Origin of the sequence: Hymenobacter sublimis (genome assembly GCF_023101345.1) — a bacterium.
Taxonomy (GTDB): domain Bacteria; phylum Bacteroidota; class Bacteroidia; order Cytophagales; family Hymenobacteraceae; genus Hymenobacter; species Hymenobacter sublimis.
On the sequence record NZ_CP095848.1, the window covers coordinates 3,724,018 to 3,739,538 of the forward strand.

The 15,521-nt window shown below is 61.4% G+C and carries 11 protein-coding genes; 7 read left to right on the forward strand and 4 right to left on the reverse strand.

Translation table 11 applies throughout. The annotated features are described in order from the left end of the window. The first annotated feature begins 82 nt into the window (after window positions 1-82). Window positions 83-1,120: a homoserine O-acetyltransferase MetX gene (gene metX, locus MWH26_RS15600; RefSeq protein ID WP_247975000.1), complete on the forward strand. Its 1,038-nt coding sequence runs from the start codon at window positions 83-85 to the stop codon at window positions 1,118-1,120. After that, window positions 1,110-2,381: a homoserine dehydrogenase gene (locus MWH26_RS15605; RefSeq protein WP_247975001.1), complete on the forward strand. Its 1,272-nt coding sequence runs from the start codon at window positions 1,110-1,112 to the stop codon at window positions 2,379-2,381. The genes metX and MWH26_RS15605 overlap by 11 nt, the downstream gene beginning before the upstream one ends. A gap of 267 nt (window positions 2,382-2,648) precedes the next feature. On the opposite strand, the gene MWH26_RS15610 is transcribed toward MWH26_RS15605, so the two are convergent. Then, window positions 2,649-3,860, reverse strand: coding sequence for an alpha/beta hydrolase (locus MWH26_RS15610; protein WP_247975002.1), 1,212 nt, complete (start codon window positions 3,858-3,860; stop codon window positions 2,649-2,651). Window positions 3,861-4,209: 349 nt separating this feature from the next. Here MWH26_RS15610 and MWH26_RS15615 point away from each other — a divergent pair, with 349 nt between their 5' ends. Both MWH26_RS15615 and MWH26_RS15620 read left to right on the forward strand, forming a co-directional pair. After that, a complete protein-coding gene (locus tag MWH26_RS15615; RefSeq protein ID WP_247975003.1) occupies window positions 4,210-5,115 on the forward strand; it encodes a S66 peptidase family protein in 906 nt (301 codons plus the stop codon). A gap of 16 nt (window positions 5,116-5,131) precedes the next feature. Then, a complete protein-coding gene (locus MWH26_RS15620) occupies window positions 5,132-5,671 on the forward strand; it encodes a GNAT family N-acetyltransferase (RefSeq protein ID WP_247975004.1) in 540 nt (179 codons plus the stop codon). Window positions 5,672-5,746: 75 nt separating this feature from the next. Here the strand turns inward: MWH26_RS15620 and MWH26_RS15625 are convergent, their stop codons facing one another. The 3 genes from MWH26_RS15625 to MWH26_RS15635 form a co-directional block, all read right to left on the reverse strand. Next, window positions 5,747-6,766: a M28 family peptidase gene (locus MWH26_RS15625; protein ID WP_247975005.1), complete on the reverse strand. Its 1,020-nt coding sequence runs from the start codon at window positions 6,764-6,766 to the stop codon at window positions 5,747-5,749. 192 nt (window positions 6,767-6,958) lie between these two features. Further along, window positions 6,959-8,518 (reverse strand): cysteine--tRNA ligase, encoded by a 1,560-nt coding sequence (cysS, locus tag MWH26_RS15630; protein ID WP_247975006.1) that lies wholly within the window; start codon window positions 8,516-8,518, stop codon window positions 6,959-6,961. A gap of 246 nt (window positions 8,519-8,764) precedes the next feature. Further along, window positions 8,765-9,925 (reverse strand): endonuclease/exonuclease/phosphatase family protein, encoded by a 1,161-nt coding sequence (locus MWH26_RS15635; protein ID WP_247975007.1) that lies wholly within the window; start codon window positions 9,923-9,925, stop codon window positions 8,765-8,767. Window positions 9,926-10,017: 92 nt separating this feature from the next. Between MWH26_RS15635 and MWH26_RS15640 the strand changes: the two genes are divergently transcribed. The 3 genes from MWH26_RS15640 (at window position 10,018) to nusA (ending at window position 15,503) form a co-directional block, all read left to right on the forward strand. After that, complete coding sequence (locus MWH26_RS15640) at window positions 10,018-13,497, forward strand: DUF7948 domain-containing protein (protein WP_247975008.1); 3,480 nt, start codon at window positions 10,018-10,020, stop codon at window positions 13,495-13,497. Window positions 13,498-13,613: 116 nt separating this feature from the next. Next, complete coding sequence (gene rimP, locus MWH26_RS15645; protein WP_188555911.1) at window positions 13,614-14,087, forward strand: ribosome maturation factor RimP; 474 nt, start codon at window positions 13,614-13,616, stop codon at window positions 14,085-14,087. A gap of 123 nt (window positions 14,088-14,210) precedes the next feature. After that, window positions 14,211-15,503, forward strand: coding sequence for a transcription termination factor NusA (nusA, locus tag MWH26_RS15650; RefSeq protein WP_188555910.1), 1,293 nt, complete (start codon window positions 14,211-14,213; stop codon window positions 15,501-15,503). Window positions 15,504-15,521 lie beyond the last annotated feature (18 nt).

Consider the following 15,521-nt stretch of genomic DNA (forward strand, 5'->3'; position numbering starts at 1 on the left):
CTCGTTGCCCTGGCGCGCCCCTAGCAACTACCCGCGAAGCAGCTTCCGACTTCGCTTTCCTCCGACCCGCGCTCCTTATTCCATGTCTTCCGAAGAGCCACACCTGTTCCGCCTGCCCCGGCCCCTGCGGCTGGAAAGCGGCGCTACCCTACCCCGGGTGGAGGTTACCTACCATACCTACGGCCGCCTCAACGCGGCCCGCGACAATGTGGTGTGGGTGTGTCACGCCCTCACGGCCAATGCCGATGTGCTAAGCTGGTGGCCCGGTTTGTTTGGCGCGGGTTGTCACTTCGATCCGGCCGACTGGTTTATTGTGTGTGCCAACGTGCTGGGCTCCTGCTACGGCACTACCGGCCCACTTACCCCGGACCCGCTAACGGAGCAACCAGCCTACCAGCACTTCCCGCTCCTGACTATTCGGGATATGGTGGCTGCGCACGAGGCCTTGCGGGAACATTTGGCCCTGACGTCGGTGCACACCCTAATTGGCGGTTCGCTAGGGGGGCAGCAGGCGGTGGAGTGGGCCGTACAGCGGCCCGAGCTATTCGAGAACCTGGTGCTGTTGGCTACCAGCGCCCGACATTCGGCTTGGGGCATTGCCTTCAATGAAGCCCAGCGCCTGGCCATTTTCGCCGACCCTACTTACGAAACGGCTACCCCCGCGGGTGGCGCGGCGGGCCTACGCGCGGCCCGCGCCGTGGCCCTGCTCAGCTACCGCAGCCCCGATGCCTACGACCGTACCCAAACGGACTCCGACGAGAGCAAGCTCGACGACTACTTGGCCAGCTCCTACCAGCGCTACCAAGGCGACAAGCTGGTGGCCCGCTTTAATGCCTACAGCTACGTGACCCTGTCGCGGGCTATGGACAGCCACAACGTGGGGCGCCGACGCGGCGGCGTAGCGGCGGCACTGGGCCGCATCCGGGCCCGCACGCTGGTGGTAGGCATTTCCTCCGACGTGCTGTTTCCGCCCCAGGAGCAGCAGTTGCTGGCCCGCCACATCCGGGGCGCTATGTACGCCGAAATGGATTCGCACTTCGGTCACGACGGCTTCCTGATCGAAACCGCCCAGATTACCCAATTCCTCGAACGATTCTACGTCCAGAGCTATGTCCACTAACGCTGCCTTCTCCGCCTCTGCTGCTTCCCTTGCTTCTACCACCCAGCCTTGGCGAGTAGGCCTCATTGGGTTTGGATGCGTGGGCCAGGGCCTTTTCGATATACTGAATCAGCAGCCTGAGGCCGGTTTTAGCATTGCCCGCATTGTGGTGAAAACGCCCGGCAAGGTGCGGCCCCTACCCTCCGATCGGTTTGAGTACGACGTGCAAGCGGTGCTAACAGACGATACCCTGGACGTGCTGGTGGAGGTAATTGACGATGCCGACGCAGCTTTTGAGCTGGTAGCCGAGGCCTTGCGCCGGGGCCGCCGGGTAGTCACGGCCAACAAAGCTATGCTGGCCCGCCACCTGCCTGAGCTCATCCGGTTGCAGCGCGAAGGCCAGGGCACCTTATTATATGAGGCCGCCGTGTGCGGCAGCATTCCGGTTATCCGGACCCTGGATGCGTACTTCAGCACCGAGCCGCTGCGCCGCCTCACGGGCATTCTCAACGGCTCCTCCAACTACGTGCTTACGCGCATGGGCGAGGACGGCTCCGACTACTCCCCGGCCCTGGCCGAAGCGCAGGCCCTGGGCTTTGCCGAAACCGACCCTACCCTCGACATGGGCGCGTTCGATCCGCGCTCCAAGGCCGTGCTGCTGGCCGCCCACGCCTATGGGGCTTTTCTGCAGCCAGAGCAGGTGCTCAACCTCGGCATCGAAGGAATCAGCGCGGTGGATGTTGCGTTTGCCGCCAGTCAGAGCCAGAAAATTAAGGTAGTGGCCGGCCTGCAGCGCCTACCCGACGGGCGCGTAACGGTGCTCGTAACGCCCCAACTCATCGGCCCCGAGTCGCCACTCTACACCGTGGATCAGGAGTTTAACGGCGTGGTCATTGAGGCCGATTTTGCTGGTGAGCAGTTCCTGCGCGGACGCGGCGCGGGCGGGCACCCCACCGGCTCGGCCGTCCTCGCCGATTTGGCTGCCTTGCGCCAGGGCTTTGCCTACCAGTACGCCAAAGCCGCCGCGGCCCCTACCTACGCCTCCGACCTGGAAGTGGAAATCTACCTGCGCACCGACGAGGACCGCATCATCGACTTGCTCGATTTCAGCGAAATTTCGGAAGAAGCTGACGAGGACGAATACGTAGTGGGCTACGTGGCCCTAGAAAACCTGATTCGCCACCGCGACACCCTGCGCAAGTACGGCGCCTTCATCGTCCGCACCGGCCGCCTCCGTCCCATCAGCGTCGGCACAGAACTGGCCGAGGAAGTTTCAGCCTAAGCCGCAGCCTCTCGCTGACGTAGCGCGCTGAAGAGACGCGACACCTAGCGTCTCGTCGTTTTGATGTTGTTTATGCGGGGCTTTTCATCGCCAACCGGTCTAGCACCAAGACGCAAAATATTGCGTCTCTACAATCTTATGCTTGTCATTCCGAGAGCAGCGAGGAATCTGGGGTAAGCCGTTGCATGGTGAACTCAGGTTCCTCGCTCCCGCTCGAAATGACAAGTGGTTATTAAGCTTCGATCGGGGCCTGCTTCTCCTACTTATTTACCGCTCTGACTTCGGGGTGCTGCCTTGTGGTGGCGCGGGAGGCGTGGGGGTAGGTGCGGCATCAGCGGCGGGCAACGGCAGGGCTGGCTCGGCAGGACGCTGGGTTGAGTCGGGCGTGGATTTCAGCAAATCGGGCCGCCAGGTTATTTCATCGGGGGTCGGCAGGCCTTGTAGTCCGATGCGCCGCGGCAGCAGCAGGGCCGTAACCTGCGCCGCCCGGCGCGGATTCAGGGCGGCTGCCAGCAACGGCCCGGGCGCTCCTACCCCCAGCAAGGGCCGCAGAAAGTCGCGCATGGCAAAAAAGGCCGAATCGATATACGTCGGCTCGAACGAGTACGGCACGTGGCCCGCCCCGCGCAGCCGACGCAGCACGTTGGGCACCCCCACCGCGTTGGCCCGCAGGCGTAACGCCCCGCTGCCGTACACCAGTTGGGGCGGCAGCGCCGAGCCGACCGTGCCGCGCCCATACGGTACCAGCCCGTCGCGGGTGCCGTGGACGCTGCACAGGGGTACATCCCCCGCTTCGAGCCAGGTAGCGCGGGCCAGGGCACCGCACAGGTTAATTACCCCGCGGGGCCGACTGCTGTAACCGGCGTGGCCGCCGCTGCCTTCCAGTCCGCCCAAGGCTTTCAAATCGAGGTAGGCCGGTACTTCGGCGGCTTTGTTGAGGTAGCCCGCTTGCAGAGCCATAAAGCCGCCGGCCGAGGAACCACCCACAAACACGTAGCCCGGATGCACCCGAAACTTCTTCGCAGTAGCCGCATCGTGCCGAAAAAACCGTACCGCCGCGCGCATATCCTGAGTAGCCCGAATGGCGGCCCGCCCGATGCCCACGGTGTCAAACGGAAAGAAATACAGCCGGTAATCAATGGTAGCGGCCACGTAGCCCAACCGGGCCAGCCGGTTGCACAAGGCCGTCATCACGGCGTCGTCGCGGGTGCCGGTCAGGAAGCCACCCTCGTGGGCCAGCACCACCAGGGGCCGGCGGCGCACGGTGTCGCCGGTGGGCTCATACACGTCCATGTATAAGGTTTGCGACATGCCCAGCAGGGTAGTGACTTGGGCAAACTCCACGTTGCGGCGTACCGTCACCTGCCGAAACACGGGCCGGTGGTAGCGGCCGTGGGTGGTATCGGGAGCTATTTGGGCGCGCAGGGCTGCGGGCCAGCCGATACTCAGCAGGAGAATTAGAAGAAAGTAAAAGCGCATACACAGGGGCCGCGTCCGGCGCAAGCCACTGCAAAGATACCTCGCCCACCCTGGGTGCCTCACGTTGAGGTTGCGTTTTTATAGCCGTTTGGCAGGTAGGTGGACCCCTCCCCCATCCCCTCCCAATAGGGAGGGGTGCGTTCTAATGAAGCTGTTAGTTGTTAGCCACTAGCTCTTCGTCTGGGCCCCCTCCCTACTGGGGAGGGGCCGGGGGAGGGGTCCGGCCGCGCTACCCATGCACTAACTTGAAAACCGCTGTAGGTGGCCTAAACCGCACGGCAGAGCGCAGCTCCCGTTTCGCGCTACGGCCCGTTTGCTTAGGTTTGCGGCTACTGACCTTCCGACTTCTATGCCTACTACCGCTCCCGCTCCACTTCGCCCCGGCGACCAGGTTGCTATTGTTTGTCCTGCCCGCAAAGCGTCCCATGAGGAGCTGGCGGCGGCGGTTGCTACCCTCGAAAGCTGGGGGCTGCGGGTAGTGTTGGGGGCTAGCACCAACGTGAGCCACCACCAATTTGGGGGCGAGGATGAAGTACGCCGCCAGGATTTTCAGCAGCAACTCGACGACCCCAGCATCCGGGCTATTCTGTGCGCCCGGGGCGGCTACGGCACCCCGCGCATCATTGATGGTCTCGATTTTTCCCGCTTCGCCCATGACCCGAAATGGGTGGCCGGCTTCTCTGACATTACGACGCTTAATTGCCACCTACTAAAGCTCGGGCACCAGAGCATTCATGGGGTAATGCCCATTTTTTTCCATCAGGAAGGCGGGCAGGAATCGGTGGAAAGTTTGCGCCGGGCGCTGTTTGGGGAGGAAACGCGCTATACCATCCCGGCCCACCCGCTCAATCAGCTCGGCACGGCCACCGGCGAGCTGGTAGGCGGCAACCTGAGCATGTTGCAAACCCTGACCGGCACCGCCTCCGACTGCCCCACTGCGGGCCGCATTCTGTTCCTGGAGGATATTGACGAGTACTTGTATTCCATCGACCGAATGCTGGTGCACCTGGACCGCACGGGCAAGCTCCAGAACCTGGCCGGCCTGCTGGTGGGCCACTTCACCAACCCCCAGGATAACGCCGTGCCCTACGGCCAGACGCCCAACGAAATCATTCAGCACTACGCCGGCAAGTACGGCTTTCCTATTGCGCACGGCTTTCCAGTCGGCCACGAGCCCCAGAACATGGCTCTCATCTGCGGCCGCACCGCCCGCCTGACCGTGGAGGCCGCCGGCGCCCGACTGGAATACGTGTAACCCACCATTACCCATCATGCCTATCAACATCCGACCTCTAGAAGTTGCTGAGTTTCCCTCCTACCTCAACGGCTTAGTTGCGCTGCTCCAGGATGCCGTTGATTCGGGCGCTTCCGTGGGGTTCCTGCCACCCTTAGCAGCTGAGGAAGCCCGCGAGTATTGGCAGGAAATCGGGGTTGCGCTGTCGTCGGGCAGGGTTCTGCTGCTGGCTGCGGAAGAGGAGAATGGCGAGCTGGTTGGTACGGTGCAGCTGCACCTGGCCACCAAGGCCAATGCCACGCACCGCGCCGAGGTAGCCAAGCTGCTGGTTCCTACCTGGGCCCAGCGGCGGGGCATCGGCCGCCAGCTCATGCAGGCCGTGGAAGAACTGGCCCGCCAGCAGCACCGCACCACACTGGTACTGGACACGCTGCAAGGCGCGGGGTCGGAACTACTGTATCATGGGCTGGGCTACGTAGCGGCCGGCGCCATTCCGGCCTTCGCCCGCGGCGCCGATGGGGAGCTGCACGCTACCGTGGTATACTACAAGCTGCTTACTAGAACAGGTTTAGTTTAGAACGTAATCGACCTTCATAAAAAAGCCCTGACGAACTATGTTGCCAGGGCTTTCCAGGAAATTCAGACGGGCTTCTTACTCGGCGTAAATGGTCGTCAGCAGGGTTTGGCCCACGGCCTTGAGCGTCCGCTTGTCAATGATGCTCATGTTGTCCTGGGTGGTGTGGTGGTAGGGCTGAAACTCCCCGTTGGGCAGGAAATCGATGATGTCGATGGTGCGCACGCCGGCCTGATTGGTGAATACATGGTCGTCGGTGATGCCCGGACTGTCGCTGAATAAGAAGTAGTCGGAGTAGCCGAGCTGGGCGGCTGTATTCCAAACTTTATCCACCACGTCGCGGGCCTGTTGGCGGCTGAGGTCCTCGCGGCTGAAGCGGCCGTTTTTGGCACCCACCATGTCCAGCAGTATGCCGTAGTTGGGCTTGTAGTTGGTGGGCACCATGTTCTTGGCCCAGTGCTGGGAGCCCAGGCACCAGCTTTCCTGGCCCGGAGGTAGCAGGTTCTTTTTCTCGCCCTGGGTGCTACCATCGTAGCCGTAGTCCTCGGAGTCAAACAAGATAAAATCGACCCCGACGCCGGGCGCGGCGGCATCCTTTTGCTGGGACAATACGCGGGCCATTTCTAGGGCAATACCTACCCCACTGGCCCCGTCGGAAGCCCCATCGAGAGGCGCATTTTTCTGCTCCTTGTCTTTGTCGGCGAAGGGGCGGGTATCCCAGTGGGTGAAAATGGCAATGCGGCGCGGGGCCTGGGGCATGTACTGAGCAATGATGTTGCGCGACTTCAGCATCTTCCCATCAAAGGCCATGGCCTCAAACGGCTGCTCTTTTACTGATAGGCCCGCCGCCTTGAACTGCCCAATTATCCAGTCCCCGGTTTGCACGTGGGCTTTGGTATTAGGCACGCGCGGCCCGAAGGCTACCTGCTTGGCCGTGTAAGCGTAGGCCGAGTCGGGGTTGAAAGCCGGGGCCTGGGGTAGCGCGGGCTGGCTGGCCGCGTTGTTTTCGGTTTCGGCAGTGTCCTTTTTGGCCGGACAGGCGGTGAGCAGCAGCAGGGCCACCAGCGAAGCCGGCGCAAGACGAGAGAGAAGGTTCATATACAACAAGTACAAAGTAGAAAGAACGTCAGGCAGAGGCGCCGCCGAAGCATCTCGCGTGCCGATGTTGTGATGGTAGCCGCCATTCCGGGCCCCGCGAGGAATCCTGCTCGACTGACGTTGGCGTTACTACCTAACGATTCGAGCGAGATGCTTCGGCGGCGCTTCTGCCTGACGTTCAACCGGGTCGGTTTACTCTTCGCTATACGCCCAATCGACGCCGGCTTTCGTATCCTTTACCACAATGCCCTGGTCTTTGAGGGCCGTGCGGATCCGGTCAATTTCGCCGTAGTGCTTGGTGGCTTCGTCGGCGTTGCCTTCCTCGCGGGCTTTGGCGGCGCTTTGCTTGGCGTTGGCGTAGAAATTTAGGGTCAGGCCCAGCAGGTCCTCTACGTTGGCGCGGGGCTCGTCCCGCAGGCCCAGCACATCTTGCACCAGCGTCCGGAAGGTAGTAACGGCGGCAGTTAGCGCTTCATTGCCCACCTGCGCCAGGGTAGGCAGGTTGGCGGCGTACCCGTTGAGCTTGCGTAGCAGGTTGAACAGGCTGGCAATGGTGCGGGCCGTGTTTAGGTCGTCGTTGAGGCCGGCGAAGCAGTCCTGAGTGAGCTTGCCTAGCTCGGCGTCGGCCGCAGCGGTGTCGGTGGCTGGTGCGGTGCCTGCGGGCAGCACCAGCTTTTCCAGCAGGCGCAGGCCGTTCATGAGCTTGCGGTAGCCCTTGCGGGCCGCCTGCAACCCCTCGTCGGTAATATCAACGGTGCTGCGGTAGTGGGCCTGGAGCAGGAAGAAGCGCACCGTCATGGGCGAGTAGGCCTGAGTAAGCGTATTGTTGGTGCCTTCAAACAGCTGGCTGATGGTAATGAAGTTGCCCAGCGACTTGCTCATTTTGGCCCCGTTCACCGTAATCATGTTGTTGTGCATCCACACCTGGGCCTCGTTGGTAGGGTGGTTGCAGGCCTGGCTCTGGGCAATTTCGCACTCGTGGTGGGGGAACATCAAGTCCAGCCCGCCGCCGTGAATATCGAACTCGGCGCCGAGGTACTTGCGGCTCATGGCCGAGCACTCCAGATGCCAGCCCGGGAAACCCTCGCCGGGCGCCTCCCCGAAGGGCGAGGGCCAGCGCATGAGGTGGCGCTCATCGGCCCGCTTCCACAGGGCAAAATCTAGGGGGCTGCGCTTTTCGTCCTGGCCGGCGAGGTTGTCGCGGGAGCCAGCCAGCAGCTCCTCTACCACCCGGTTCGAGAGCTTGCCGTAGCCGCGGCCGGCGGCGTTATAAGCCGGCACATCAAAGTACACCGAGCCGTTGACCTCGTAGCCAAAACCATTGTTGATGATCTGCTGAATCATCTCAATTTGCTCGATGATGTGGCCACTGGCCCGGGGCGTGATGTCGGGCGGCAAGCAGCCCAAGGCCTCCATGTGGCCCTGGTAAAGGTTGGTGTACTGCTCGGCCACTTGCATGGGCTCCAGCTGCTGGGCGCGGGCCCGCTTGCTGATTTTGTCCTCGCCCTCGTCGGCGTCGCCTTCCAGGTGGCCTACATCGGTGATGTTGCGCACGTAGCGCACGGTGTAGCCCAGGTAGCGCAGGTAGCGCGTCAGCACATCGAACACCACCGGGCCGCGGGCGTTGCCTACGTGGGCCTCACTATAAACGGTTGGTCCGCAGAGATACACACCCACAAAAGGTGCGTGCAAGGGCTGAAACGGGGCTTTGCGGCGGGTAAGCGTGTTGTAGAGCGAGAGGGGTGGCTGCATGAGTGCAAAAGTAACCGCAGATTTTGCAGAGTAAGAGGATTGCGCAGATTTTGTAACCCGTATGCTTAGGCTCCGTCTGATGGTGGCCCATACTAACAGCTAACCGCATTAAATAGCTGCTTTCAGCCCCAATATTTCCGCAACTAAGCACAAACAGCCGCTCAAACAGTACAAAGTGCCGGCTCGGTAGTTTATAAAGTTCCCTGGGTAGTTTATACTGACCTGTTTCTGGTATAAAACTCTTGACTATGGTTGCTTCCCGGCGAGGCGGTAGGTAGCGGTACTAGGGAAATGGTCGGAATACGGAATTTCGTAGTGCACCCAGTAGTCGTCCACAATCCACTGCGGGCTGGCAAACTGATTGTCGATGCGCACGAAGGGTAGGCGACCGTTGTAGGTGCTGCCGACGCCGTTGCCCAAGCTGGCCCAGGCGTTCTGGAAATGGTCAGCCAGCTGGTCGTAGCTGTAGCTATAGGGCACGTCGTTGAGGTCGGCGCAGAGCAGCATGGGGTAGCGGCACCGCTCGAAGCGGCGCACCAGCGTGTCTACTTGCCAGTGCCGGGCCACGGCCCCGCGCTTAAAGCGCCGCAGCAGCCCCAGTCCTTTTTGCTTGAGGCCGGCCTTGCTGGAGTAGCTGTCTACAATGTCTTTTTCTTCCATGCTCATGCTCTGCAGATGGAAGCTGTACACCCGAATCGTGTCGTGAGAAGGCAACCGGACGTCGGCCCACATGGCGTGGTTCTGGGTCAGTTTGCCGAAGCTGATGGTGCCTTTATTAACAATAGGGAAGCGGCTAAAAATGGCCATGCCGAACTCGGCGCCGGCGCTATTGGTCAAGGTTTTGGAGAGAAACACCTGCCGCCCGGCTTGTCGCCCGATTATATCGACGGTGCGGAACACGTTACCGTCGCGGGAGCGGGTACCCACGGGCTCATTGTAGAATTCCTGCAGGCACAGAATATCGGCGGGGTTTTCGGCCACCCAGCGCACCATTTCCCGGGAGGACTTTAGGCCGGCGTCGCGTAGCTGGGGGTACACGTTGAAAATGCGCACGTTGGCCGACAGCACCTTCACTACCTGGCCGGTTTGGGCGGCGGCCGCCGGAGCTACCCGGAACGGATGCACTGCCAGCCCGCGCTGAAAATGAGGCCAGGTAAGCACCGCCAGCCCCAACGGCAGCAGGGCCACCGGCCAACGCCGCAGCAGCCAGTACAGGCCCGCCAGCAGATTAAACGCCAGGGCTACGGGTAGCGTGAGGGCCCCAAAGATGGCCGGCCAGAAGGTGTAGGCCGGAACCTGGGCGCAGGCAATGGCTGCCAGCACCCACAACATCAGCAACACGGTACACGCAAAGGCAAACGAACGACGCACGGGCAACCTTTTTCCAAACAACAGGATCAGGGGCAAAGGTAGGAGTTCCGCCCAAGCTGGCGCTACTCGGCGCGGCATGGTTTTGGCGCGGCTTTGCGTACCTTTCCTTCCCTGATTACTTCCTGCCAATGACCAAATTTACTACCCTCATTATCTTCTTATTAGCTTTCCTTCACGCTGTTCAGGCGGCCGTTCCTCCCGGCCCGCAGGCCCGGTTTGCTTCGCCGGTGCCGGAGCCCAGTCTGGAGTTTGTGGAAAACCGCGGGCAGTGGGATGCTCGGGCCCGCTACATGGCCGAGCTGCCGGCCGGCCGGCTATTCCTAACCGCCACGGGCTTTACCTACACCCTTGCCGACGCGGCCGCCCTCCGGGCTGCCCATGAGCATACCCCCGAGGCTACCGCAACCCGGCTGCGCAGCCATGCCTACTCCGTTACATTTGAGGGCGGTAACAGCCACGCTACTATTCAGGGTGGCCAGCCGACCGGCGAGGTGCGCAACTACTACCTCGGCAACGACCCGAGCCACTGGGCCAGCCAGGTGCCTGGGTTTCGGGAAGCAACTTACACCAACGTGTATCCTGGCATTGGAGTCCGACTCTACGAGAATGCCAATCAGCACCTGGAATACGACTTTATGGTGGCGCCCGGAGCCAAGCCGAGCCGTATTCGCCTGCGCTACCAGGGCCCGGAGCGAGTTGAGCTGACCGAAGGCGTGCTGCGCATTCATACCTCCGTGGGCGAGGTAGTAGAACAGGCGCCGCAGGCCTGGCAGGAAGGCCCCGACGGCCAGCGCCACCTGATAAGCTGCCACTACGAGCTACAGAACGGCGTGGTGGGCTTCCGCCTGGGTGCTTATGACGCGCGCAAGCCGCTGGTCATTGACCCAACGGTGGTTTTCTCGTCTTACACCGGCTCCAAAGCCGATAACTGGGGCTTCACGGCTACTTACGATGCGCAAGGCAACATGTACTCCGGCGGCGTGGCATTTGGGCCTGGCTTCCCTACCTCCCTGGGCGCCTTCGACCAGTCGTTTTCGGCCGCCATGGACATGGCCATCATCAAGTACAACACTACGGTAAAGGGTAGCGCGGCCCGCTTATACGCCACTTATTTAGGCGGAGAAGCGGCCGATGCGCCGCACAGCCTAGTAGTGAATGGCAGCGACCAACTAGTGATTCTGGGCAGCACCAGTTCCCTCACCTACCCCGTTTCGCAGACCGCCTACGACCGTAGCTTCAATGGGGGCGTTGCCGTTGATCCGTTGAGCAGCGGCGTTAATGGCGTCACGCGCTATGCCAATGGCTCTGATTTGGTTATCTCTATTCTGAATTCCCAGGGCAATGCGCTGGTAGCCTCTACCTACCTCGGCGGCAGTGGCAACGATGGGTTAACGCTTAACCCAGGCATCGTTAACAATTACGGCGACGCCTTCCGGGGCGACATCATCACGGACGGGGCCAACAACGTGTACCTGGCTTCTACCACGCAAAGCGCCGACTTTCCGGCAACCAGCGGTGGCCAGAGTACCCGTCAAGGCGCCGCAGATGCCGTCGTTGCCAAGCTCAGCGCCAACTTAAGCACCGTTCTCTGGAGCACACTGCTGGGCGGCTCAGCCGTTGAAACTGCCTGCTCCATCCAGCTCAGCACCGATCAGCGGGTATACGTGGCCGGCAGCAGTACCAGCACCGATTTTCCGACCACCACCGGCGCCTTTCTGACCGCCAATCCGGGCGGCACCAACGGTTTCGTGGCCCGTTTTCCGACTACCGCCAATACCTTGCAGGCAGCTACCCTGCTGGGCACCAGCGCCAACGACCTGGCCTATTTCGTGCAGCTAGACGGTAGTAATAACGTGTACGTGCTAGGGCAAACCCAGGGCCAGTACCCACTCACCAGTGGCCTGTACGGCGTGGCCGGGGGGCAACAGTTTATTCAGAAACTCACCCCCGACCTAAGAACCGGCCTCTACTCCACGGCCTTTGGCAGCGGCCGCCCGCTGGCGCACGATCTGTCGCCTACGGCGTTCCTGGTTGATGACTGTGAGCGAGTGTACGTGTGCGGCTGGGGCGGTAACACCAACCGCAGCTTCGGCATTTCTTACATGGCTCAGCTGCCCGTAACGGCCAATGCCATCCAACGCACCTCCGATGGCTCCGACTTCTATCTGGTGCAGTTCGGGGCAGGTTTGCGCACGATTGAGTACGCCACGTTTTACGGCGAAACCGGGGGCTCCGGCGAGCATGTGGATGGCGGTACTTCCCGCTTCGACAAGCGCGGCATGGTGTACCAGGCCGTGTGTGCCAGCTGCCGGAGCACCCAAGGCTTTCCGGTACCGCCCAGCGCCAGTTATTTTTCCACTGTAAACGGTAGCACCAACTGCAACAACGCAGCTTTCAAAATAGACTTCGGCATTACCGTAGCTGACCCCGGCCCTACCCAGTACGTCTGCGTGAACAATGGCCCGGTAACACTGGGCGGGCAGCCAGCCGGCGGCACCTGGACCGGCCCCGGCGTGACGCGGTTACCGAACGGCTCCTACCAGTTTCAGCCCACGGCAGCTCTGGTGGGGCGCAACGTACTACAGTATACCGTCACAACCACGGGCGTCTGCCAAAGCACCCGCCCCCTGCGCATGATTGTAACGCCGAACCAGACTGTTGCCATTGCGCCGGTACCTGCGCTGTGCGCCGATGGGGCCGCCGTTACCCTGCAGGCTACCCCTGCCGGGGGCACCTGGAGTTCCACCAGAGGCTTGGCCGGCAACGTATTTAACCCGCAGCAGGCGGGCGCTGGCACCCACACTCTCACTTATTCCTACTCTGACTCCCTGGGTTGCGGCACGGCCAGCCGGGTAATAACGGTAAACCCGCTGCCAACTCCTACGGCCGGCCCCAACCTCACCCTGTGTGCCTACGAAACCCAGACGCTGACCCTGACGGGCGCTACCCCCGCGGGCGGCACTTGGAGCGGCCCCGGCGTCACGCCCGACGGCCGCTTTACCCCGCCCGATACCAAGCTGCGCGGTGGCATCTTCACGTTGCGCTACACCGTAACGGAGAATGGCTGCGCGGCCTCAGCTACCCGGCAGGTAGTGCTGGCTCCCTCGCCTACCGTCAACTTCCCGCTGAGCGTACCGGAGTGCACCAACTTTCCGCAGTACACCGGTCTGGCGCCCTTTACGTGTACTTTCGAGCCGGTGCTAACCGGCGGCAGCTACGAGTGGGATTTTGGCGACGGTAGCCCCATCAGCCGGGAGGAGAAACCCAGCCATCTGTACACGGCGGCTGGCACTTACACCGTCAAGCTCACGGCCCGCTACGCCAACTGCACCGTGGAAACCAGCTTCGTTCCGGTCATCGTCGGCGACGTATTCGTCCCTAACATCATCACCCCCAACCACGACACTAAGAACGAGACGTTTATCCCGCGCTTTAGCTGCCGCCCGGCCACCTTGCGGGTATTCAGCCGCTGGGGCACCAAGCTCTACGAAACCGACAACTACCGCAACGATTGGCGCGCCGATAACCTACCCGACGGCACTTATTACTACCACCTGAAAGACGCCGACGGCCGGAGCGTAAAAGGCTGGGTTACGGTTCAGCGCTAAGGAGCAGATAGGCCTTGTTTTCAGCTTGAAATTGTATTATCTTTGCACCTGCAAACTACAACACGACAGAGGGGACGGACAGTCCCCTCTTTCTTTTATCACCCGGTGCCTCGCCTATGAAACTTGACCGTGCCCGCCTGTCGGAGATGCTGCAGGACAGCCTGCCCACCGACGGGAGCCTGTTCGTGGTGGACCTGACCGTCTCGGATGCCATTCGCCCCAAAGTGACCGTCACCCTCGACGGGGAGCAGGGCGTGGGCATTGATGAGTGCGCCCAGATCAGCCGCCGCCTTGCCCGCCGCGTAGATGAGGAGTACGGCGAAGACGCCAGCTACACCCTGGAAGTAACCTCGCCCGGCGCCGACCAGCCCCTGCGCGACGCCCGCCAGTACACCCGCCACGTGGGCCGCAGCCTCAGCCTCAAGCTCACCGACGGCACCGAGAAAACCGGCACCCTCGAAGCCGTGGAAGCCGAAGGCATTCAGCTGGCGGAGGTAGTGAAAGAGAAAAGCAAAAAGAAAACCCTCCCCGCCGCCTTGGTGCCGTTCGCCAGCATTCAGGAAGCGAAAGTGGTTATCTCCTTTAAATAGTAACAAACTGTTAGCTGATGGCTACTCGCCGTTAGCTTTCAGGCTGAATATTCACCTTTTAGCTGTTGTCGTCTGTTGAGCTCACGCTAACAGCTAACAGCTAGTAGCTAAAAGCAAATAAAAATGAACAGCAACGTCCTGATTGAATCGTTTGCCGAATTCGCCCGGTCGAAGAACATCGACCGTCCCACGATGATGAGCATCCTGGAGGAAGTGTTCCGCACGATGATTCGCAAGAAGTACGACGATGACTCGAACTTCGACGTCATCCTGAACGTGGACAAGGGCGACCTGGAGATTTATCGGAACCGCGAAATCGTGGACGATAACTCCGAGGATATCTGGGACCTGGACAAAATTCCGCTGGCCGAGGCCCAGAAGATCGAGCCCGACTATGAGGTAGGCGAATCGGTAGCCGAGGAAATCAAGCTGGAAGACTTCGGCCGCCGCGCCGTGCTCATGGCCCGCCAGACGCTGATTCAGCGCGTAAAGGACTTGGAGCGCGACAACCTGTACCAGGCCTACAAAGATCAGGTGGGCGAGGTAGTGGTAGGCGAGGTGTACCAGGTGTGGGGCCGCGAAGCCCTCATCCTGGACAAGGACGAAAACGAGCTGGTGCTGCCCAAGGGCGAGCAAATCCCGAAGGACCGCTACCGCAAGGGCGACACCATCCGGGCCGTGGTACACCGCGTGGACGTGCTGAACGGCACGCCCAAAATCATCCTCTCGCGGGCCGCGCCGGCTTTCCTGGAGCGCCTGATGGAGCAGGAAGTGCCCGAAATCTTCGATGGCCTGATCACCATCAAGAACATTGTGCGCGAGCCGGGCGAGCGGGCCAAAGTAGCCGTAGAAAGCTACGACGACCGGATTGACCCCGTGGGCGCTTGCGTGGGCATGAAGGGTTCCCGCATCCACGCCGTCGTGCGGGAGCTGGAAAACGAAAACATCGACATCATCAACTACACCGACAACCTGGAGCTATACATTGCCCGGGCCCTGTCGCCGGCGAAGTTAACGTCGATGAAAATTAACGAACAAACTGGGCGGGTTTCGGTGTTCTTAAAGCCAGACCAGGTATCTCTGGCCATTGGCCGCGGCGGCGCCAACATCAAGCTGGCCTCCCGGCTGGTGGGCATGGAAATCGACGTGTTCCGCGATGCCGGTGATTTTGAAGAAGACATCGCCCTGGACGAGTTCCAGGATGAGATTGAAGGCTGGATTCTCGATGAGCTGAAGAAAATCGGCCTCGATACCGGCCGCGCCGTACTGGCCGTCAGCAAGGAAGACATCGTTCGTCGGACGGAGCTGGAAGAGGAAACCGTGGAGGAACTCTTCCGCGTCATCCGCAACGAGTTCGAGGACAACGAAAGCGACAGCCAGGAGGAAGAAGCACAAAATTCCGGCGGCGCGCAATGAGTGCGCGGCGGCCGGTAC

Coding starts and splice junctions, on each gene's coding strand:
- metX (WP_247975000.1), top strand. CDS start 83: ATGTCTTCCGAAGAGCCACACCTGTTCCGCCTGCCCCGGCCCCTGCGG.
- MWH26_RS15605 (WP_247975001.1), top strand. CDS start 1,110: ATGTCCACTAACGCTGCCTTCTCCGCCTCTGCTGCTTCCCTTGCTTCT.
- MWH26_RS15610 (WP_247975002.1), bottom strand. CDS start 3,860: ATGCGCTTTTACTTTCTTCTAATTCTCCTGCTGAGTATCGGCTGGCCC.
- MWH26_RS15615 (WP_247975003.1), top strand. CDS start 4,210: ATGCCTACTACCGCTCCCGCTCCACTTCGCCCCGGCGACCAGGTTGCT.
- MWH26_RS15620 (WP_247975004.1), top strand. CDS start 5,132: ATGCCTATCAACATCCGACCTCTAGAAGTTGCTGAGTTTCCCTCCTAC.
- MWH26_RS15625 (WP_247975005.1), bottom strand. CDS start 6,766: ATGAACCTTCTCTCTCGTCTTGCGCCGGCTTCGCTGGTGGCCCTGCTG.
- cysS (WP_247975006.1), bottom strand. CDS start 8,518: ATGCAGCCACCCCTCTCGCTCTACAACACGCTTACCCGCCGCAAAGCC.
- MWH26_RS15640 (WP_247975008.1), top strand. CDS start 10,018: ATGACCAAATTTACTACCCTCATTATCTTCTTATTAGCTTTCCTTCAC.
- rimP (WP_188555911.1), top strand. CDS start 13,614: ATGAAACTTGACCGTGCCCGCCTGTCGGAGATGCTGCAGGACAGCCTG.
- nusA (WP_188555910.1), top strand. CDS start 14,211: ATGAACAGCAACGTCCTGATTGAATCGTTTGCCGAATTCGCCCGGTCG.